This is a genomic window from Sphingomonas aestuarii (assembly GCF_054457155.1).
The window spans coordinates 621,386-641,664 of record NZ_JBTKVV010000001.1; the positions used below are offsets into that span (position 1 = coordinate 621,386).

Here is a 20,279-nt window from a genome sequence, read left to right on the forward strand (position 1 = left end):
CCCTTATTCGGCGGGCTGCAACTGCCCGGCCCCGCCCTGTTGTTCCTCCAGCCTGCGCGTCACGGCAAGCGGCGATCCCGTATATTTCGCCAGTCGCGAATAGAGAAGCGGGATCAGGAACAGCGTAATGAAGGTCGCCAGCGACACGCCGAAGATGATGACCACCCCGATCGACGAACGCGACGCGCTGCCCGCGCCCGACGCCGCGACCAGCGGCATCGCGCCAGCGACGGTGGCGATCGATGTCATCAGGATCGCGCGCAGGCGACGAGCCGAGGCCTCGCGGATGGCATCGACGATCTCCTTGCCTTCGTCCCGCAACTGATTGGCGAATTCGACGATCAGGATGCCGTTCTTCGCCGCCAGCCCCACCAGCATGACGATGCCGATCTGGGAATAGAGATTGAGCGATTTTCCGAACAGCCACAGGCCGATCATTCCGCCCGCCACCGCGAGCGGCACGGTGGCGATGATGACAACCGGATGGACGAAACTTTCGAACTGCGCGGCCAGCACCAGATAGACGATGGCAATGGTCAGCAGAAAGATGAGGACGATCGATCCGCCGGTTTCCTTGAAGGATTGGCTTTCCCCTCGATATCCCACGGCGACCACTTCGGGCGAGGCGGCGGCCTGTTCCTCAAGGAAGGTCAGCGCTTCGCCCAGCGAATAGCCGGGCGCGAGCCCCGCCTGTAACGTGATCGCACGCAATTTGTTGAACCGGCCCAACTGGCGGGCACCCGCATTCTCGCTGGTGGTGACCAGATTGGACAGCGGAATCAGTTCGCCACTTTGCGACCGAACGAAGACCGATGCCAGGTTCGCCTCGGTCGTGCGATCGCCCTGCTCGGCCTGGACGACGACATAATATTCTTCACCGCGATCGACATAGGTCGTGACGCGGCGTGATCCGAGCAATGTCTGCAGCGCCGACGACACATCTTGCACGGACACGCCCAGATCGCCGGCGCGGGTGGTATCCACCTGAATCGACAATTGCGGCTTCGTTTCCTTGAAATCGGAATCGAGATTGACAAGGCCGGGGTTGTTCGCCGCCGCTGCGATAATCCGGTCGCGCGCCACCGTCAGCCCTTCATAAGTGGCGCCCGCCAGCACGAAATTCACCGGCTGCCCGCGTCCACGGCCCAGCGCCGAGCGGACCTGAGCGTTGCCGCGCACTGCCGGCTGCTGCGCCAGAATGCGGTTCAGTTCCGCGGCGACATCGGCCGTCGATTGATCGCGATCGCCCCATTCCTTCAGAAAGATGATAAAGCTCGCGCTGTTAAAATCGTCACTCGCGCCAAAGCCGCCGGGCGTGCGGGTGATGATCGACCGGACCGCCGCGTCTTCGCCTTCCAGCAGCGGCAGCAGCTGCGCCTGAGCGTCGAGGGCATATTGGTCCATCTGGGCAAAGCCGGTGCCTTCCGGTGCACTGATCTGCGCCTGGGCCACGCCCTGATCTTCGGCAGGGGCGAGTTCGGAAGGGAGCTGGGTAAAGGCCAGGGCGGCGACCCCCAGGAACACCAGCGTCGCGATACCAGCCACCATCGGCTTGGCGATGACGCTATCGAGCCGACGCCCGTAAAATCTCTCAAGCCGCTGGAACTTGTCGTCCACCCAGCCGGTGAACCGCCCGCGCTGCTGCTGCTTCAGCATTTTCGAACACAGCATCGGCGTCAGGCTGAGCGCGAGGAAGCCCGAAAAGGCGACCGCGCCGATCATCGCCACCGCCAACTCGCGGAACAACAGCCCCGTCTGCCCGGCCAGGAACATGATCGGCACGAACACCGCGCAGACGACCAATGTGGTGGACACCACCGCGAACGCCACCTGCCGCGTGCCTTCGAACGCGGCGACCAGTGGCGGTTCGCCCTGTTCGATGCGGTGATAGACGTTTTCGAGCACGACGATGGCGTCGTCCACGACAAGCCCGATCGCCAGCACCAGCGCCAGCAGCGTCAACAGGTTGATCGAAAACCCAGCGAACCACAGTACGGCGAACGCGCCGAGCAGACAGATCGGCACCGTGATCGCCGGGATCAGCGTTGCGCGCCAGCTTCCCAGAAACAGGAAGATGACGATGACCACCAGCACCGCGGCTTCGGCCAGCGTCTGGTAAACCTTTTTGATCGCTTCCGAAATGAACAGCGCGTCGTCGGATCCGACGGTGATGGTCATTCCTTCGGGCAGTTCGGGGGCGATATCGACCGCCAGCTGTTTGGCGGCGTCGGCGACGGCAAGCGTGTTCGCGCCCGACTGGCGGACGATGCCGAGCCCGGCGGCCTGCTGCCCGTTCAGGCGAAAGCGCGAATAGGGGTTTTCCGGCGACACCTCGACTCGCGCGACATCGCCCAGCCGCACCAGATAGCCGTCCGCCCCGCGTCCTACGACGAGCTGCTGGAAGCTTTCCGGCGTCGAGAATTGGCGCTCGACGCGAAGGGTGGTGTTGAGCTGCTGGGATTCGAGCCTGCCCGCGGGAAGCTCGACATTCTGGGTGCGTAGCGCGCCTTCGACATCGGCCGGCGTCAACTGAAACGCGGCCAGCCGCTGCGGCTGGAGCCAGACCCGCATCGACGGGCGCGCGTCGCCGCCGACAAAGACACGCGCCACGCCGTCGATCGACGAAAAGCGGTCGGCGATGTTGCGATCGATGTAATCGGACAGCTCCAGCGGGGTCCAGCCGGGGCGCGAGATCACCAGAAACAGGATCGGCGACGCATCGGCATCGACCTTTCGCACCTGAGGCGCGAGCGCTTCTTCGGGCAGATTCTGGACAACGCTGCCGATGCGGTCGCGCACGTCGTTGGCCGCGACATCGACATCGCGGCCCGGCGCGAATTCGATCGAGATGTTCGATTCGCCGTCACGTGAGGTCGAGGAGATGGTCTGAATCCCCTCGATTCCCGCCAGCGTATCCTCGATCGGCTGGGTGATGCGCGATTCGATGACACTGGCGGCGGCGCCGGTATAGCTGGTCGACACCGACACGATCGGCGGATCGGTATCGGGATATTCGCGGACCGACAGGCTCAGGAAACCGACGATCCCGACCAGCGTCAGCAGGATCGCGAGAACGGCGGCGAAGACCGGCCGTTTGACCGAGGTGTCGGATAGGATCATCAGCCGCCGCCCTTTGCCGCAGGCGCGGCGGGATCGGTGGCCTTGGGTTGCGGTTGCGCGTTCTGGGTCCCTGCGATGCGGATCGCCTGACCGTCGGTGATCTTCACCACCCCCTCGGTCACGATGCGCGCGCCGGGCCGCAGCCCCTCCACCACCTCGACCATGCCGTTCTGGCGCAATCCGGTGCGGATCGGCACGCGCCTGGCATTCTCGCCATCGACCACGAAGACAAAGCTCTGATTGCCCTCTCCGACGATCGCCAGTTCGGGAACGGCGGGCACGGTGCGCGAGGCCGATTCGATGCCGACCGTCAGCAACATGCCGGGGCGCAGCCGCCCGTCACGATTGGGCAGCACCGCGCGAACCGTCACCGCGCGCGTCTGGGGATTGATGACCGGGTCGATGACCGAGATCGTGCCGCGAAACGGCGTATCGGGAAACGCCGCCGCGCGCGCTTCGATCGCCTGGCCGACGGCGAGTTGCGACAGCATGGTTTCGGGCACCGCAAAGTCTAGCTTGATCTGCGAAATGTCGCTGATCGTCACGATTTCCGTCCCCGCCGTAATCACCGCGCCTGCCGAGATGTTGCGAAGCGACACATAACCGGCGAACGGCGCGGTCACGATCCGGTCGCTGATCGCGGCACGCGCCTGCTCTGCCTGAGCCGATGCCTGCCCCGCCAATGCCGTCTGGCTGTCGAGCGCACTGCGCGTGGCGAAACCGCGTTCGCGCAGTGCGCCGATCCGCTCCAATTGCTGTTGCGCCTCGCGCTGGCGTGCGCTCGCCTCTGCAAGCTGCGCGGTTTCCTGACCGCGGCGCAGCGTCGCGATGGTCTGGCCGCGACGAACATAGTCGCCATCGTCGAACGCCAGGCGCTCGATCCGTTCGGTCACGGGCGCGGTGAGCGTCACCTGTTCGTTGGCGCGCGCCGTCCCCACAGCCTCGATCCGATCGACGAAGCGCACGGATTCGACCGCACCGACTGAAACGAGCGGAGCATTGGGGCCGCGATTGCCGTCGCTTGCATCCCCGCTGCAACCCGCGAGGAGCGCGGCAATCGCCAATATCGTGATACGCATGATTGTCCTTGGGCTATGCGGACGTAGCGTCAAACGCAAGTCGGGTGACGATGTTTCATCGCCGAAATAAGAAACTCTACATTTCCTTCGGGACCGGTGATCGGGCTGGGCACCACCCCTTCGACAGTCCAGCCGGACTCTTCGAGCCAGCGTGTAACGTCGTTTGTGACCCGGACATGAACGGATGCGTCGCGAACCACCCCGCCCTTCCCGACTTCGTCACGTCCAGCCTCGAACTGCGGCTTGATGAGCGCGACCAGCCGACCGCCCTCGCGCACGAAGCCGAGCGGCACTTCGAGCACCTTGGCCAGCGCAATGAAGCTGGCGTCGCACACCACCATGTCGATCGTCTCGGGAATGTGCGCGGGCGTCAGGATACGCGCGCTGGTCTGTTCGTGGACGATCACGCGCTCGTCTTGGCGCAGCTTCCACGCCAGCTGGTTGGTGCCGCTGTCGACCGCATAGACCCGCGCCGCGCCGTTGGTCAGCAGCACGTCGGTAAAGCCCCCCGTCGACGATCCCACATCGATCGCGACGGCACCGGTCACGTCGATCCGGAAATTGTCGAGCGCATGCGAAAGCTTGATCCCGCCACGCGACACCCAGGGATGGTCGCGCCCGCGCACGTCGAATTGCGTATCCTCGGCGACCTGCTGGCCGGGCTTGTCCACCTTGCGATCGCCGACGAACACCAGCCCGGCCATGATGAGTGCCTGCGCCCGCGTCCGCGATTCGGCGAGGCCGGCATCGACGAGCAACTGATCGGCGCGGACTTTGGGCATGGAACGGGTCAGGCCCGCACCCCCGCCTCGGCCCCCGTCTCTTCGTTCCAGCGCAGCGCCTTCAGCACCGTGTCGACGATATGTTCGGCGTTGAGCCGGGCTTCGTCATATTGCTTTTCGGGCTTGTCCTGATCCTGAAACACGTCCGGCAGGCGCATGGTGCGGAGCTTCAACCCGGCGTCGATCAGGCCTTCATCGCTGGCATAGGTCAGAACATGCGCGCCCAGCCCGCCGACTGCGCCTTCCTCGATCGTCACCGCGACTTCGTGGCTGGTCAGCATCCGGCGGATCAACGCCTGGTCGAGCGGCTTGGCGAAGCGGAGATCGACGACGCTGGTGGACAGCCCCTTGGCCTCCAGCGCGTCGGCAGCCTTTAGGGCTTCCGCGAGCCGCGTGCCGAGCGACAGGATCGCAACCTTCTTGCCTTCGCGCACCACCCGGCCCTTGCCGATCTCCAGCAATTGCGGCACCTCTGGCAGCGCAACGCCGGTGCCATTGCCGCGCGGATAGCGCACCGCGATCGGGCCGGAGTCATGCTCGGCGGCGGTATAGGTCATGTGGACCAGTTCGGCTTCGTCGGCGGCCGCCATCACCACGAAATTGGGGAGCGTCGCCAGATAGGTGACGTCGAAGCTGCCCGCGTGAGTCGATCCGTCGGCACCGACCAGCCCCGCGCGATCAATCGCGAACCGAACCGGCAGGTTCTGGATCGCAACGTCGTGGACCACCTGGTCATAAGCGCGCTGCAGGAAGGTCGAGTAGATCGCGCAGAACGGACGCATTCCCTGCGCGGCGAGCCCCGCGGCGAAGGTTACGGCATGTTGTTCGGCAATCCCGACGTCGAAACTGCGGTCGGGATGCGCCGCGGCGAACTTGTCCACCCCGGTCCCCGACGGCATCGCCGCGGTGATGGCGCAGATGCGCTCGTCGGTGTCGGCGAGCCTGGCCAGCGTTTCGCCGAACACGTTCTGATAAGCGGGCGGTCCGGGCGGGGCCTTGGCCTGCGTGCCGGTGATGACGTCGAATTTCTGCACGCCATGATATTTGTCGGCGGCATTTTCGGCGGGCGCATAGCCCTTGCCCTTCTTGGTCACGACATGGACCAGCACCGGGCCTTCATTCGCGTCGCGGACATTTTCGAGGACCGGGATCAGATGGTCGAGGTTATGACCGTCGATCGGGCCGACATAATAGAAGCCCAGTTCCTCGAACAACGTGCCCCCGGTGACCATGCCGCGGGTGAATTCCTCGGCCTTCTCCGCCGCCGAATGAACCCGGCGCGGCAGGCGGCGCGCAACCTTCTTGGCGAGGCTGCGCAGCCCCAGATATTCGCTCGAAGACACCATCCGCGCGAGATAGGCGGACAGACCGCCCACCGGCGGCGCGATCGACATGTCGTTGTCGTTGAGGATCACGACCAGCCGGTTCCCCGCCTGCTCGGCGTTGTTCATCGCTTCATAGGCCATGCCCGCCGACATCGAACCGTCGCCGATGACGGCGATGCCCTTGCCCGGCGCGTCGTTCAACTTGTTGGCGATCGCAAAGCCGAGCGCCGCCGAGATCGAGGTCGAGCTGTGCGCCGCCCCGAACGGGTCGTATTCGCTTTCGCTGCGTTTGGTGAAACCGCTAAGGCCACCGCCCATGCGCAGCGTGCGGATGCGGTCGCGGCGTCCGGTCAGGATCTTGTGCGGATAGCATTGGTGGCCGACGTCCCAGACGAGCTTGTCGTTCGGGGTGTCGAAGACATAGTGGATCGCCGTGGTCAACTCGACCACGCCCAGCCCCGACCCCAGATGTCCTCCGGTGACACCGACGGCGGAAATCATTTCCGCGCGCAGTTCGTCGGCCAGTTGCCGCAGGTCGCCGACCTTGAGCTTGCGAAGATCGGCGGGGGTGTGGACCGTATCGAGGAGCGGCGTGGTGGGCAGTTCGGACATCCGATCTGCTTAACCCAGCGCCAAAGCCGTGTCGATTGTTACGTTTCTGCTTGATTAAGGCGGCACCGGCCCGCTCCCCACCCGGCCTCCCATCAAGGATACCGTAGTGGGAGGCCGTTTCGGGGAGCGGGCCGGTGCCGTCTGGAATGCGCCGTCAGCGCATTCCGAAACCGCTATCGACCGTCGCAATCCGCGCATTTCCCGCGCACCTCGATCACCGGGCGGACCGGCGAAAAGCCGGTTGCGCTTGCCGCCTTGCGGACGGTGTTGGTGATCCTGTCGTCGTCGATATGCGTGGTCTGGCCGCAATCGTCGCACACCAGGAAGATGCAGTCGTGCAGGCAATCGGGGTGCGCGTTGGCGACATAGGCGTTGGCACTCTCGACTCGCCGCGCCAGATTCGACGCCACGAACAGGTCGAGAATACGATAGACCGTATTGGGCGCGATCCGGCGTTCGGCGGCCTTCGATACGCCCTCGGCAATGTCATACGCGCTGGCCGGTTTGTCGAACCCCGCCAGCACGCCGAAAATCTGCGCGCGCAGGTCGGTCCATTGCTCGCCCTTCGATTCGAGGGTGACGCGGGCCGCGTCGGACAGGGCCGTGCCGGAATGTTCGTGATGCGCGTGTACCATCATGCAAATCTAGGCGTTGCCACGACCGCTGGCAATTGCCCGGCGCGCATCAGGCGATGGCGCGACGGTTGAGATAATGGCCAAGCCCAAGCAACGTGACGCCGATCAGGGTCACCCCCACCTCGCCATTGCCGTGCGGCATCGTCAGCGCCGCCGCCATCACCGCCAGACCGACCACGCCGATCGCAAGCGGCAGTCGCTGGCCGTGAGCCTGAATGCCGCGGCCCAGCGCGATGCCGCCCAGCACGATCGCGAGGACCAGACCGGCCTCATGAATGAAAGGGCTGTGCAGAAGACCGCCCACCGCCGAGGCCGCGCCCAGAAACAGAGCCGTGGCCAGGCAATGCGCCATGCACAGGCCCGAAAGCCCGATCGCCCAGCGGTCCAGTCTGCCGCGCCGATATGAGTCGCCTGAAGCCATTGCGGAAGCGCATATGACACCGATCCTGTCAGGTTACAATATCACATGAACGAAAAATTCGGGCGAGTGGTCGACAATGGCGCGACGACTATTGCGCCACCGGAAAAGATAATCCGTCATTGCGAGCGTATCGAAGCAATCCAGTGATGGGCTTGCGGTCCTGGATTGCTTCGCTACGCCCGCAATGACGGCAAGACAGGCGATTCCGTGCCCTTCACTCCGCCGCCACCGCTTGAACCCGGCAGGGCCATCGCGCATAGGATCGTCCTCATGGACCAGGTCGAACCCCGCGCCCGGATCGGCGCCCCGCGCGCCATTGCCAACTGGCTGTTTTTCGTCGCCGCTCTGGTCGTCGCGATCGTCGCCGTCGGCGGCATCACCAGGCTGACCGAATCGGGCCTGTCGATCACCGAATGGAAGCCGGTGTCGGGCGTGCTGCCGCCGCTCAGCGAAGCACAGTGGCTGATCGAGTTCGAGAAATACCGCCAGATCCCGGAATATCAGCAGATCAATCGGGGCATGAGCCTCGACGAATTCAAGTTCATCTTTTTCTGGGAATATCTCCACCGCGTCATCGCACGGTTCATCGGGCTCGCCTTTGCGCTTCCGCTTGCCTGGTTCTGGGTAAAGGGCATGATCCCGTCGGGCTTCAAACCGCGCCTCGTCGGCCTGCTGGCGCTTGGTGGCCTTCAGGGCGTGGTCGGATGGTGGATGGTCGCATCGGGGCTGGTCGAGCGCACCGATGTCAGCCATTTCCGGCTTGCCGCGCATTTGCTGCTCGCCTTGTTCGTGCTCGCGAGCCTGCTCTGGACCGCGCGCGACATGCTCAATCTCGCCCGCAATCCCGCCGCGCCCCGCGCGCGAATAACGCCCTTCACGCTGGCGGTCGGCGCCGTATTGTTCGTCCAGTTGCTGTTCGGCGCGTTCGTGGCCGGGCTCAACGCCGGGCTGGTCACCAACCAATGGCCGCTGATGAACGACCGCTTCTTCCCCGCAGATGAATTTGCGATGCGCAGCTTCTGGGATGCGATCGTCAACGATCCTTATGTCCTCCACTGGATTCATCGCTGGTGGGCCTGGGTCGCGTTCGCCGCGCTGGTAATGCTCGCGATCCGGGTAAAGAAGAGCGGCGAGCGATCGACCTCGATCGCGATCCACGCGCTGCTCGGCATTCAGATTCTGCTGGGCATCGCAACCGTCATGTCTGGCGTCGATATCACGCTGGCGGTGCTGCATCAGGTGGTCGGCGCGCTGCTGGTCGGCGCGACGACTTGGGGCGCGCACCGGTTGGGAACGACGCCCGCAGTGTCCCCCGTCCTTCGCGAAGCGACGGCGTGACCGACATCGCCCTGGTCCGCGTTACCTGCGCCAATCAGGCCGAAGCCGAACGGATCGCGGAAATCGCCGTCCGCGACCGGCTCGCGGCCTGCGCGACCATCGAAGCGCCTTGCCGCTCGGTCTATCGCTGGGACGACAGGGTCGAACGCGCATCCGAGGTGCCGATCCTTTTCAAGACCAGCGTCGCGCTGGCGCAACGACTGGCCGACATGATCGCCGACCTCCACAGCTACGACCTGCCCGCAATCGAGATGTGGCCCGCCGCCGTCTCGCCCGCCCTGGCACAATGGGTGGATGCCGAAACGGGTGCTTGACCTGATCGTCGCCAGCGCAATCGTCCAGACCGCAACCGTTCCGGCCGCGCTCTTCAATCCACCGCTCGACCGGACGTTCACCTATGTGACCGAACAGCGGCGCACTGATCCCGCGGGCGAGCGACGCTATCGGGTCGAGCGGGCGCTGCGGTTCGGCCGCGATGCCGATGGCCTGTTCGCCGATCTGACGCTGACCGGAATCGACGGCGATCCCGATGGCGGCGGGTTCGAGCGCGGCCTGGCCGGACTGAAAAATCGCACGATCCTCTATCGGCTCGATCCCCAGGGGCGGCTGGCGTCCATCCCCGGCCTGGACGGCCATTGGGCGGCGTTCGCAGGCGGAATGGCAACCACGAACACGCCCCAGGGGGCGCAGCGCGCGCTGGCGATGCTGCGGTCCGCGCCGCCCGCACAGCAGCGTGCGATGCTGTGGTCGATGCTCGAGCCGGTCATCCTGCCCGATCTCGCCACGCAGTCACCCTATCGCCTGCGTCCCGTATCGCAGCCGGGCCGCGCGCCGTTCGCCACGGGGGCGATGCTCAGCGGAACCGAAAGCCTGTCGCACGTCGCCGATGGCGGCGTCGAACTGCGCCGGATGGTCAGCGGCGCGCACCGCGCAGCGCTTGGGCAAGCCGCCGAAACCGTAAATCGCGATCGCGACACGCGCCTCACGCTCGATGCGGCCACCGGCCTGCTGACCGCCTCGACCGAGGTAACGCGCACCCGCATCGGCGCCGTCGAACAGGTGGTGACGACCCGGCTGTCGCTCGTCCCAAAAACAGACCGGTAACTGGATACCCGTCAACAATCGCCCGTCACGCTTGACTTTCCGGCAGCTCATCGGCATTTGGCCACTCAATCGCGCTGTCCGTTCGGGCGGCGCGTTCGCGTTTCTCTCGCTCTAATAAGGTCCAAAGCCCATGAAGGCGCTCATGAAGACCACCAAGTCGGCCAAGCCGCACGAAGTGGAAAAGAAGTGGCATATCGTCGATGCCGAAGGCCTGGTGGTCGGTCGCGCGGCGTCGATCATCGCCAATGTCCTGCGCGGCAAGCACAAGACCAGCTTCACCCCGCACGTCGATTGCGGCGACAATGTCGTCGTCATCAACGCCGACAAGGTTCGCTTCACCGGCAAGAAGCGCACCGACAAGGTCTATTACAAGCACACCGGCTACGCCGGCGGCCTGAAGGAAGTGACTGCGGACAAGATCCTCGACGGTCGTTTCCCCGAGCGTATCCTCGAAAAGGCAGTCGAGCGCATGATCCCGCGCGGTCCGCTCGGCCGTCAGCAGATGCGCAACCTGCGCATCTCCAAGGGCAGCGAACATCCGCACGCCGCCCAGAACCCGGAAGTCCTCGATATCGCGGGCATGAACCGCAAGAACAAGGTGGGCGCATAATGTCCGACAACCGCCAATCCCTCTCCGATCTGGGCGCGATCGCCAAGGGCGAACAGGCCGCGACGCCTGCCCCCGCAGCAACCACCACGGCAACTGACTCGACCGTTGAAGCAGCCCCGGTTCAGCCCGCCACCCCGACGATGCCTTTGCGCGAGCAGATCATCGACAAGCAGGGCCGCGCCTATGCCACCGGTCGTCGTAAGGACGCGGTCGCCCGCGTCTGGCTGAAGCCCGGCAGCGGCAAGATCACCGTCAACGGCCGCGACCAGGAAGTGTATTTCGCACGTCCGACGCTGCGCCTCGTCATCAGCCAGGTGTTCGGCGTCGCCGATCGCGACGGTCAGTATGACGTCGTCTGCACCGTCAAGGGCGGCGGCCTTTCGGGCCAGGCCGGCGCGGTCAAGCACGGCATCGCGCAGGCGATCACCCGCTACGAACCGGCGCTTCGCGCTCCGGTGAAGGCCGCAGGCTTCCTGACTCGCGACAGCCGCGCAGTCGAGCGCAAGAAGTATGGCAAGGCCAAGGCCCGCCGCAGCTTCCAGTTCTCGAAGCGCTAAGCTTTTTCGACTTATTGAAACGCAAAAAGGGCGGTCCGCTGGCGGGCCGCCCTTTTTCGTGCGCGCAGCACACACCAGATCGCCCCTCCGCCCCGCCTGATTATTTCGTTTCCGTTACTTTTATTTCGCTTGTCGGTTACAAAATGGCGACATAGCGTTGCGGAATTGGTCGATTGGCCAAGTCTTATCAGGGGGATATGCATGATTGCGTCGGTATCGCGCGGTTCGCGCGTTCGTTCGTTGCTCTTGGCAGGCTGCGCCGCCGCCACGCTGGGGCTGGCCCCCTCGGCCACCGCTCAACAGGTTGGCCCTTATGGACCGACCGGTTCGGTCGAATCACCACATGAAGGCGCTCCGGTTTCGTCGGTGGAAACGCCACGTACTCCCCCAATCGGATCGGTCGAGACGCCGCATATCGTCATCAACAACAATTTCACGCCCAACGACGCGCTCGATCCGAACAACATCACCGGCGTCGGTCAGGTCATCACCGACAGCGGGGGCGGTTTCATCGGCACCTGCACCGGCACGCTCATCAACCCGCGTACCGTCATCTTCGCCGCGCACTGCGTGAACACCCGCGACGCGACCGCCTATGGTGCGGCCTCGGGCGGGGTTGGCGCTGGCATCGGCTTTGAGACCAATACCCGCGCCAACGCGCCGGGACAGGTCGACGAGCTGGTCCGCTGGCTTCTGGGATCGGGCGCCGACCAGACAGGCCGTTTTCAGACCAATACCGCCCAGGCTTTCTACAACATCAGCCAGATCTTCTACGATCCGCGCTCGCGTGCCGCCAGCTCGTGCACCACGCCCACATCGTGCTTCCTGGAGGCTGACGTCGCGACCGCCGTGCTCGACACGCCCGCACGCGGGATTCCGACCTGGGCGTTGCTGTTCTCGCCGCTGCCGACGCCGGGCAGCATCGATCCGGTGAACGGCACCGGCTATCACGTCAACATCACCGGCTATGGGTCCACCGGCACCGGTACCACCGGATCCTCAACCACCGGCGGTTTCCGTCGCCGTGCTGCCGAAAACATGCTCGGCGCACTGGTGTCGTTCGACACGCGCAACAGCTTCCTGTTCGGCTCGCCCGGCGCGGTATCGCGTCCGCAACCGCTTTATTTCCTCGATTTCGACGATCCCGCACGCGGGACGCCGGGCGCCAATCCGCGCGACTTCAACGGATTCCGCGACAATGCGCTCACGCGTGAAGGGACGACCGGCCCCGGCGACTCGGGCGGTCCGCTGATTCTCGATCGCACCTTCTCGAAGCCGGTGGTCATCGGCGTGCTGTCGGGCGGCTCGACCTTCTTCGCGGGCCAGCCGGGTGGCAGCTATGGCACGCAGAGCTTCTACCAGCCGCTGTTCCTCTATTGGGACTGGATCGCCGCGAACAATCCCTATCGCTACGTCACCGCGGTCGCGGGCAACCGCAACTGGGAAGACGGCACCGCCTGGGTGACCGAGCTTGATCCCAATTACCAGATCATATCGAACGGCCAGCTCGTGAACGGATTGCCGACCCATATCGGTGGCGGCGTCTCGGGCAACGGCCCGGAATTCGGCGAAATGTGCTTCCAGTCGCCGAGCAGCTCGGCCAATCCGCCGGTCAACGACTGCGTGAACATCGCCACCGGTGTGCCCCGCAACAACGTCCCCAACCGGCCCGCCGACGCGGCTGCGCCCGCAGTCTTCAATATTCTGGGTGAAGACGGATTGGCGATGCCGGTCGAGACGGCTCAGGCGACGCCCGGCTATACCGATACGGCACGTCCGGCGCCGACGATCGCCAACGGCCTGCCTGGTGCGACCAACTTCACGCCGAACAACGTCGATGGCGTGCGCACCACGGGCCAGATCGGTCGTTATTATGACGTGACGCTTCGCAATGCCGGGGTCATCACGCTCAACTCGGCTACGACGATCGACCGCTTCGCGATCCAGGGCGCCACGTCGCAGCTGACCATCGCCAGCAACGGATCGCTCAATTCGCTGATGGAAATCCGCCAGAACACCGGCACGATCGTCAACAACGGGACGTTGGCGACCCCCGGCGACTATCTGATCCTGTCGGGCCTGCTGACCGGCAACGGTCGCGTCAATGCGCCCTTCACCACCAGCGTCCTGGGCAGCATCGCGCCCGGCACGATGGGCACGATCGGCACGCTGACGTTCAATGGCGACCTCATCCTGTCGTCGGGCAGCCGCCTGCATATCGACCTCGGCGCGAATGGTGCGTCCGACCGGGTCGTCGTCAATGCCGGAAGCGGGTCGGCCGGTGCCGCCAATATCGGCGGCTTCGTCAACTTCACCCCGGTGTCGGGTTTCCGTATCCGCGACAATCAGGTCTTTACTTTCCTGACGGCCCAAGGCGGAATTACCGGGGCATTTTCCCCGTCCGCTCCGTTCAGCGCGATCCTGAGCCCCCGCTTCCTCTATTCGGCGAATGCCGTTCGCGTGGAAATCGATGCCGGGCTTTATGCCAATGTCGTCGATCGCTCGTCCCCGATCCAGACGGCCTTTGCCGGGCTTCTCGACCAAAACCGGTCGCAATATGACCGTTTCGCCGATCTGTACGGCGAACTGGATCTCCAGAACCAGGCGACGATCCGGTCGCAGCTCGAAGGCTTCGCACCGCACGCGCAGAATGCGGGCGCGATGCAGGGCATCGTCGCGACCGACACCACGTCGCGCTTCATCCGCAACCGCATGCTCGGCACCGGCCAGGCCAATGCGGGCGGGACGATCGCGATGTACGGGAAGCCGGTGCAACTGGCTTCGCTCGCCGCGTCGAATCTCGCGGCCAACATCCAGTCGGATGTCGGCAACGGCATGGCCGTGCAGCAGGGTGCGCTGCCCGACAGCGTCGCGGTCTATCTCGCGGGTGGCTATATCGACGGCAAGGGTGTGGGCCTGCCCACCGCGACGCCGACGGGTCGGGGCGATTTCGACGGTTATTTCATCGCCGCCGGTATCGAAGCATTCCCCGACGACATGTCCACGCTCGGCTTCGCGATGACCTACAGCGATCTGGACGGAAACACGGTTGTGCCGACCCAGAATGCATCGAGCCAGCTGGTTCAGGGCACGCTGTACGGCACCGCCGCCCTTGGCAGACTGAAACTGGATGCGATGGTCTCCGCCGGTGTGTTCGAAGTCGACACCAGCCGTCAGGTAGCGGTCGGGACGACGTCGTTCGACCTGCGCGCGACCGACCGGGCGTTCGCGCTCCAGTCCGAAGTCGGCATCGGGTTCGACGCGGGCACCGGCAGCTTCGCGCTTACGCCGCGCGCTTCGGTCCGGGCCAGCCGGATCGAGTTCACCGATACGGTGGAAAGCGGTGGCGGACCCGCGCTCCAGTACGAACTCGGGACGTTCGACAGTCTTCAGAGCCGCGTCGGCGCCACCGCCAAGGTCACGACCGGCGCGTTCCGCCCCTATGTCACCGCCAACTATGTTCACGAGTTCGAGGATCGCCCGGCGTTCTTCGGCGCGAACTTCCGTGGCGGGGTCGGCCCCCAGGCGCTGATCGCGCTGCCGGGCACCGACCGCGACTGGGCCGAAGTGTCGGGCGGTGTCGCCTTCGGCAACGACCGCATCAGCTTCGCGGTTGAGGCGGAGACCACGATCGAACGCAAGGATGTCAGCAACCAAGCGTATAAGGGCACGCTGACCGTCCGCTTCTGACGCATCGAACAGGGGCGCCGTCGCAAGGCGGTTGCAAAATCGAAGGGGACGGTCCACGCGGATCGTCCCCTTTTTCTTATCGAGCGGCTCCGTATCCAACGATGACTTCGCGCGAACAGACCCGCCTCTTCACCCTGCCCGACTCCGGCGCCTGGCCCGAGGATCTCCCGCGCAAGGTCGCGGACAAGGCGACTGTCGTCGCTTGGGCGCTGATCCAGTGGCCGTGGCTGGCAAAAAGTCTGTCGGGCGGGACCAAGGCGGCAAAGGCGGCGTTGCTGGCGCGGCTGGGCCTGCCCGCCGATGCGCTGCCCAATCTGGGCAGTTGGAAGGCCGATACCGGGCTGCTTCACCTGCTGGTCGATCACATCGAAGCGGCACGCCCCGCTCAGGTCGTCGAGCTGGGATCGGGCGCATCGAGCCTGATCGTCGGCAAGGCGCTGGCGCTGAACGGCGGCGGTCGGCTGACCAGTTTCGACCAGCATCCCGATTTCGTCGCCGCCACGCGCGGCTGGCTGAACGAGCACGGGGTCGTTGCCGATATGCATGCCGCGCCGTTCGCGCGCGCCAAGCTCGACTGGCCGGGGGCATGGTATGATCTGAAACATCTGCCCGACACGATCGACCTATTGCTGATCGACGGCCCGCCCTGGACGATCCACCCGTTCGTCCGCGGATCGGCGGAAGTGTTGTTCGACCGGATTTCGGTCGGCGGCACGGTAATGCTCGACGACGCAGCCCGTCCGGGCGAGCGGGTGATCGCCAAGCGCTGGCGCGATCGCTGGCCGAATTTCGAGTTCGAACTGCGCCATGCCGGGACCAAGGGCACGCTGATCGGCACGAAATTGCGCTGAGGCGCCTGTCATTATCCTTTCGTCACCCCGGACTTGTTCCGGGGTCACGGTGATGGTGGTGCAACGCATCCTACCCCAAATACCGCGCCATCGTCTCGAACTTGCCGTTCGCGACGCGGATTTCGTTGAAGGACGGCTGAGTCTCGCGCGTGCGTTCGGAGAGTGTCCCGGCCCCGATCAGGCGAACCTCGCGCCCATGCGCGCGGTGCACCTCGTCGAACGGGTCGTGGACATGGCCCGAGAGCACCGCATGCGCGCCTGCCTTGGCCAGCGCGTCGAGCGTTTCGGGGCCGCGCCGGGTATCACCCTTTCCTTCCGCGCCCTCGACCGGCAATAGCGGATGATGCGCGGCGACGAAGATCAGGTGGTCGTCGGGCGCTCGGTTGACGCGATTGACGACGCGCCCCACGCCTTCCTCGCTGATATAGCCTTTCGACCAGTCGAGCCGCCACTGGAACCGCGCGGTGGTTTTGAGCGGCACGATCGAAATACCCTGGATTTCCAGCGGTTTTTCGATCAGCCGTTCCAGCCGGTGATAGCGCCGATAGGGCGCGAAGAAGCGCAGCAGCGGGTTGTGATAAGGCAGGTCGTGATTGCCGACCTCGACCGTCACCGGCATGTCGAACTGCTCGAACCACTCACTGGCCGCCGCGAACTCATGACCGCGCGCGCGCATCGTGATGTCGCCGGTGAAGATCAGTGCATCGGGTTGTTCGTCGCGCACCAATCCCGCGAACCAGTCGAGCGCCTCGCGATCCTCGGCACCGAAATGGATGTCGCTGACGTGGAACAACCGCGTCGCATCGGGGCCGAGATGGTCCCACGGCGCGCGTGCGGCCTGGCGGCTGGTGAGGTCGATGTCGCTGCTGTTTTCAGTTGCCATCAAAGGCCAACGCGCAAGCGGAGCTTCGGTGCCTCCAAAATTCCCGTTCGTTTCGAGCGACGTCGAGAAACGCGTTGGAAAGCGCCCAGAATTGCGTTTCTCGACTTCGCTCGCACTAAACGGGTGGCGGAAATCGACTTTCTCAGGCGTAAGGCGGTGCGTGCCTGCCCATCGGGCTCTCGGTGAAGATCTCGCACCCGTCCTCGGTGATGCCGATCGAATGTTCGAACTGCGCCGACAGCGATCGGTCGCGCGTCACCGCCGTCCAGCCATCGTCGAGCACCTTAACGTCGGCGCGCCCGATGTTGATCATCGGTTCGATGGTGAAGAACATGCCGGGCCGCAGTTCGGGGCCGGTGCCGGGGCGCCCGGCGTGGACGACCTCGGGCGCGTCGTGGAACAGCTGGCCCAGGCCATGCCCGCAGAAATCGCGAACGACGCCGTAACGGTGCTTCTCCGCGTGACGCTGGATCGCGTTAGCCACGTCGCCCAGATGATTGCCGGGCCGCGCCTGTTCGATTCCCAGCATCAGCGATTCGTACGTCACCTCGACCAGCCGCCGCGCCTTCAAGGACACGTCGCCGACCAGATACATGCGGCTGGTATCGCCGTGCCACCCATCGAGCTGCGGCGTCACGTCGATGTTGACGATATCGCCGTCCTTCAGCACGCGGTCGCCCGGAATGCCGTGGCAGACGACATGGTTGATCGAAATACAGCAGCTGTGCGTATAGCCGCGATAGCCCAGCGTCGCGGGCACCGCCCCGCCCTCCAGCATCCGCGTCCGCACGAAATCGTCCAGCTCCGCCGTCGTCACGCCGGGGACGACATGCGGGACCAGCGCGTCGAGGATATTGGCGGCCAGCCGCCCGGCGCGGCGCATCCCCTCAAAGCCTTCGGGGCCGTGAAGGCGGATCGCGCCCGTGCGGTGGAGGGGCGTGTCGGCGGCAAGCACATAGTCGGTCATGGCCGCGCATATAATCGCTTTTCCGCCACTTTGCGAGGGTGCGCGCTTGGGCTAGTGGGGGACCATGAACACGCGCATCTGGACCGCCGGGCTGGTCGTCATCGGCGATGAAATCCTGTCGGGGCGAACCCAGGACAAGAATATCGCGCAGCTTGCCAGCTGGTTGAACGTCCAGGGCATAAGGCTGGCGGAAGCCCGTGTGGTCGGCGATACGCAGGCCGCAATCGTCGAGGCGGTCAACGCGCTGCGCTCTTCCAATGATTACTGCTTCACCACCGGCGGCATCGGCCCGACGCACGATGACATCACGGTGGACGCGATCGCCGCCGCGCTGGGCGTTCCGGTCGTCATTCACGAAGCCGCCCGCGCGACGCTGGAGGCCTATTACGAGACTCGCGGCGGCCTGACCGACGCGCGGTTACGGATGGCGCGCGTACCGGAAGGGGCGGAACTCATCCCCAACCGCATGTCGGGCGCACCGGGGATTCGAATCGAGAACCTATTCATCATGGCCGGCGTGCCGCACATCACCGCCGGGATGCTCGACGCCCTGACCGGCACGCTGGAGGGCGGGTTGCCCGTGCTGTCGGAGACGATCGGAAGTTGGGTCGCCGAAAGCGAGATCGCCGATACGCTGCGACAGGTCGAACGCGTGCACGAGGGCGTGTCGATCGGCAGCTACCCCTTCTTCCGCGAAGGCCGCGTCGGGGCGAATTTCGTGGTGCGTGCGACCGATCGCACGGTGGTCGATGCGTGTGTAACCGACCTGGTTGCGCGGCTGGAAGCGGATGGTCGGGCGGTAACGCGGGGCGGGATTTAACGCCGCCCTGCCGCACCCCTCCCGTCACGCGGACTCATTCCGGGGTCACGCGATGATGAGAACTTAACCGGAACATTGCGCCTTGTCTCACTACGCGGCATAACCGCGCCGCCATGACCCGCAAGATCATCCATGTCGATATGGACGCCTTCTTCGCGTCGGTCGAACAGCGCGACAATCCCGATATTCGGGGCAAACCAGTGGCGGTCGGCGGGTCGAGTGCGCGCGGGGTCGTCGCGGCCGCCAGTTATGAAGCGCGCAAATTCGGGGTGCGGTCGGCCATGCCGTCGGTCACCGCGCGGCGGCGCTGTCCCGATCTGATCTTCGTCAAATCGCGGTTCGACGTATATCGCGACGTCTCGCGCCAGATCCGCGACATCTTTCTCGATTATACCGAGCATGTCGAACCGCTGAGCCTCGACGAAGCCTATCTCGACGTGACCGAAAACCGGCGCGGGCTCGAAAGCGCAACCGCCACCGCAGAGGAAATCCGCGCGCGCATTCTTGCCGATACCGGGCTCACCGCATCGGCGGGGATTTCGTACAACAAGTTTCTGGCGAAACTCGCCTCCGACCAGAACAAGCCGAACGGCCAATGCGTCATCCCGCCGGGACGCGGCGAGGCATTCGTGGCGACCCTCCCGGTCGAGCGCTTCCACGGCGTCGGCCCCCGGACGGCGGAAAAGATGAACCGTCTCGGCATCTTCACCGGCGCGGACCTCAAGACCCACGACCTCGCCTTTCTGCAAGCGCGGTTCGGCAAGGCGGGCAACTGGTATTACCGCATTGCGCGCGGGGAGGACGACCGGCAGGTCCGCGCCGACCGCGTGCGCAAATCCTCAGGCTCGGAGACCACCTTGTTCGACGATGCCGCGACCCCGGAGGCGGTCGAGGAACCCCTGCTCCGCATGGCCGACGACGTCTGGGACTGGTGCGAAGACAAGCAGACCAGCGGGCGCACGGTGACGGTGAAGGCCAAATACCGCGATTTCCGCATCGTCACACGCAGCCGCACGCTCGTCGATCCGGTCACGTCGCGCGGGGAACTGCACGATATTGCGCTGGCGTTGGTGGCGACGCTTTACCCGCTGGAAATGCCGGTGCGTCTGGTGGGCGTGACGCTCAGTAGCCTCGTACCGATGGGGGTGCGGGAGAATAGTCTGCTGGATTTGATTGAGGCTTGAGGGCGACGGGGGTGCGCCGCGGCGAAGCCGCGTCGTCGGTCGGGGCCTTGCCCCGCCGGCCGACCGCGACCTGGTCGCGATTTAGGGTCGCTAAATCCTGGATCGCGGCTGGAGCGGGTAGCGGGATTCCGCTCCACTTTTAGTAGCTGTTAAAATGCCCAGAAAACCTAAGTTTTTAAATACCGCAAAGCCTTCTGTATCCCGGCGTGTGGGAAGGTCAAGATGTCCAACCTAAGTGTGTCACGCGAGCATCTCTTCATTTTCTTTGTCTACGAAACGAAGCGTCAGAAACTGGGCCGAT

General features: G+C 64.9%; 17 protein-coding genes. 9 read left to right on the forward strand and 8 right to left on the reverse strand.

Annotated features, from left to right (window positions below; all coding sequences use genetic code 11):
• Nucleotides 1–3: 3 nt before the first annotated feature.
• The 6 genes from ACX0GZ_RS03105 to ACX0GZ_RS03130 all read right to left on the reverse strand — a co-directional run bounded on the left by ACX0GZ_RS03105 (nt 4) and on the right by ACX0GZ_RS03130 (nt 7,974).
• Nucleotides 4–3,120 carry an efflux RND transporter permease subunit gene (locus ACX0GZ_RS03105; protein WP_458813222.1) on the reverse strand — a complete coding sequence of 1,039 codons (3,117 nt, stop codon included), beginning with the start codon at nt 3,118–3,120 and terminating at the stop codon, nt 4–6.
• Nucleotides 3,120–4,199 carry an efflux RND transporter periplasmic adaptor subunit gene (locus tag ACX0GZ_RS03110; protein WP_458813224.1) on the reverse strand — a complete coding sequence of 360 codons (1,080 nt, stop codon included), beginning with the start codon at nt 4,197–4,199 and terminating at the stop codon, nt 3,120–3,122. Before ACX0GZ_RS03110 ends, ACX0GZ_RS03105 begins: the two co-directional genes overlap by 1 nt.
• Nucleotides 4,200–4,228: 29 nt before the next feature.
• Nucleotides 4,229–4,981, reverse strand: a complete 753-nt coding sequence (locus ACX0GZ_RS03115) for a TlyA family RNA methyltransferase (RefSeq protein WP_458813226.1) — start codon at nt 4,979–4,981, stop codon at nt 4,229–4,231.
• Nucleotides 4,982–4,989: 8 nt separating this feature from the next.
• Nucleotides 4,990–6,918, reverse strand: coding sequence for a 1-deoxy-D-xylulose-5-phosphate synthase (gene dxs / locus ACX0GZ_RS03120; protein ID WP_458813228.1), 1,929 nt, complete (start codon nt 6,916–6,918; stop codon nt 4,990–4,992).
• A 173-nt stretch (nt 6,919–7,091) separates the two neighbouring features.
• On the reverse strand, nt 7,092–7,556 hold the full coding sequence (locus ACX0GZ_RS03125) for a Fur family transcriptional regulator (RefSeq protein ID WP_458813230.1): 465 nt from the start codon (nt 7,554–7,556) through the stop codon (nt 7,092–7,094).
• A 46-nt stretch (nt 7,557–7,602) separates the two neighbouring features.
• Nucleotides 7,603–7,974, reverse strand: coding sequence for a MerC domain-containing protein (locus ACX0GZ_RS03130; protein WP_458813232.1), 372 nt, complete (start codon nt 7,972–7,974; stop codon nt 7,603–7,605).
• Between the two features lie 270 nt (nt 7,975–8,244).
• On the opposite strand from ACX0GZ_RS03130, the gene ACX0GZ_RS03135 reads away from it, so the two are divergent.
• The 7 genes from ACX0GZ_RS03135 (at nt 8,245) to ACX0GZ_RS03165 (ending at nt 16,124) form a co-directional block, all read left to right on the forward strand.
• Complete coding sequence (locus ACX0GZ_RS03135; RefSeq protein WP_458813234.1) at nt 8,245–9,312, forward strand: COX15/CtaA family protein; 1,068 nt, start codon at nt 8,245–8,247, stop codon at nt 9,310–9,312.
• Nucleotides 9,309–9,626: a divalent-cation tolerance protein CutA gene (gene cutA, locus ACX0GZ_RS03140; RefSeq protein ID WP_458813236.1), complete on the forward strand. Its 318-nt coding sequence runs from the start codon at nt 9,309–9,311 to the stop codon at nt 9,624–9,626. Before ACX0GZ_RS03135 ends, cutA begins: the two co-directional genes overlap by 4 nt.
• Complete coding sequence (locus tag ACX0GZ_RS03145; protein WP_458813238.1) at nt 9,619–10,416, forward strand: hypothetical protein; 798 nt, start codon at nt 9,619–9,621, stop codon at nt 10,414–10,416. Before cutA ends, ACX0GZ_RS03145 begins: the two co-directional genes overlap by 8 nt.
• Before the next feature lie 130 nt (nt 10,417–10,546).
• Nucleotides 10,547–11,026 carry a 50S ribosomal protein L13 gene (rplM, locus tag ACX0GZ_RS03150; RefSeq protein WP_458813240.1) on the forward strand — a complete coding sequence of 160 codons (480 nt, stop codon included), beginning with the start codon at nt 10,547–10,549 and terminating at the stop codon, nt 11,024–11,026.
• A complete protein-coding gene (rpsI, locus tag ACX0GZ_RS03155) occupies nt 11,026–11,583 on the forward strand; it encodes a 30S ribosomal protein S9 (protein ID WP_458813242.1) in 558 nt (185 codons plus the stop codon). The genes rplM and rpsI overlap by 1 nt, the downstream gene beginning before the upstream one ends.
• 240 nt (nt 11,584–11,823) lie before the next feature.
• Nucleotides 11,824–15,273 (forward strand): autotransporter domain-containing protein, encoded by a 3,450-nt coding sequence (locus ACX0GZ_RS03160; protein ID WP_458813244.1) that lies wholly within the window; start codon nt 11,824–11,826, stop codon nt 15,271–15,273.
• A 101-nt stretch (nt 15,274–15,374) separates the two neighbouring features.
• Entirely contained in the window at nt 15,375–16,124 is a 750-nt protein-coding gene (locus tag ACX0GZ_RS03165; RefSeq protein WP_458813246.1) for a class I SAM-dependent methyltransferase, read from the forward strand.
• Nucleotides 16,125–16,194: 70 nt separating this feature from the next.
• On the opposite strand, the gene ACX0GZ_RS03170 is transcribed toward ACX0GZ_RS03165, so the two are convergent.
• Together ACX0GZ_RS03170 and map are read right to left on the reverse strand one after the other, a co-directional pair.
• Complete coding sequence (locus ACX0GZ_RS03170) at nt 16,195–17,007, reverse strand: metallophosphoesterase family protein (protein ID WP_458813248.1); 813 nt, start codon at nt 17,005–17,007, stop codon at nt 16,195–16,197.
• Between the two features lie 142 nt (nt 17,008–17,149).
• The gene (gene map / locus ACX0GZ_RS03175) at nt 17,150–17,974 is read right to left on the reverse strand and encodes a type I methionyl aminopeptidase (RefSeq protein WP_458813250.1); all 825 of its coding nucleotides are present in this window, start codon (nt 17,972–17,974) and stop codon (nt 17,150–17,152) included.
• Nucleotides 17,975–18,038: 64 nt separating this feature from the next.
• Between map and ACX0GZ_RS03180 the strand changes: the two genes are divergently transcribed.
• Together ACX0GZ_RS03180 and dinB are read left to right on the forward strand one after the other, a co-directional pair.
• Nucleotides 18,039–18,794, forward strand: coding sequence for a competence/damage-inducible protein A (locus ACX0GZ_RS03180; protein ID WP_458813252.1), 756 nt, complete (start codon nt 18,039–18,041; stop codon nt 18,792–18,794).
• A gap of 113 nt (nt 18,795–18,907) precedes the next feature.
• Entirely contained in the window at nt 18,908–19,978 is a 1,071-nt protein-coding gene (gene dinB / locus ACX0GZ_RS03185) for a DNA polymerase IV (RefSeq protein ID WP_458813254.1), read from the forward strand.
• Nucleotides 19,979–20,279 lie beyond the last annotated feature (301 nt).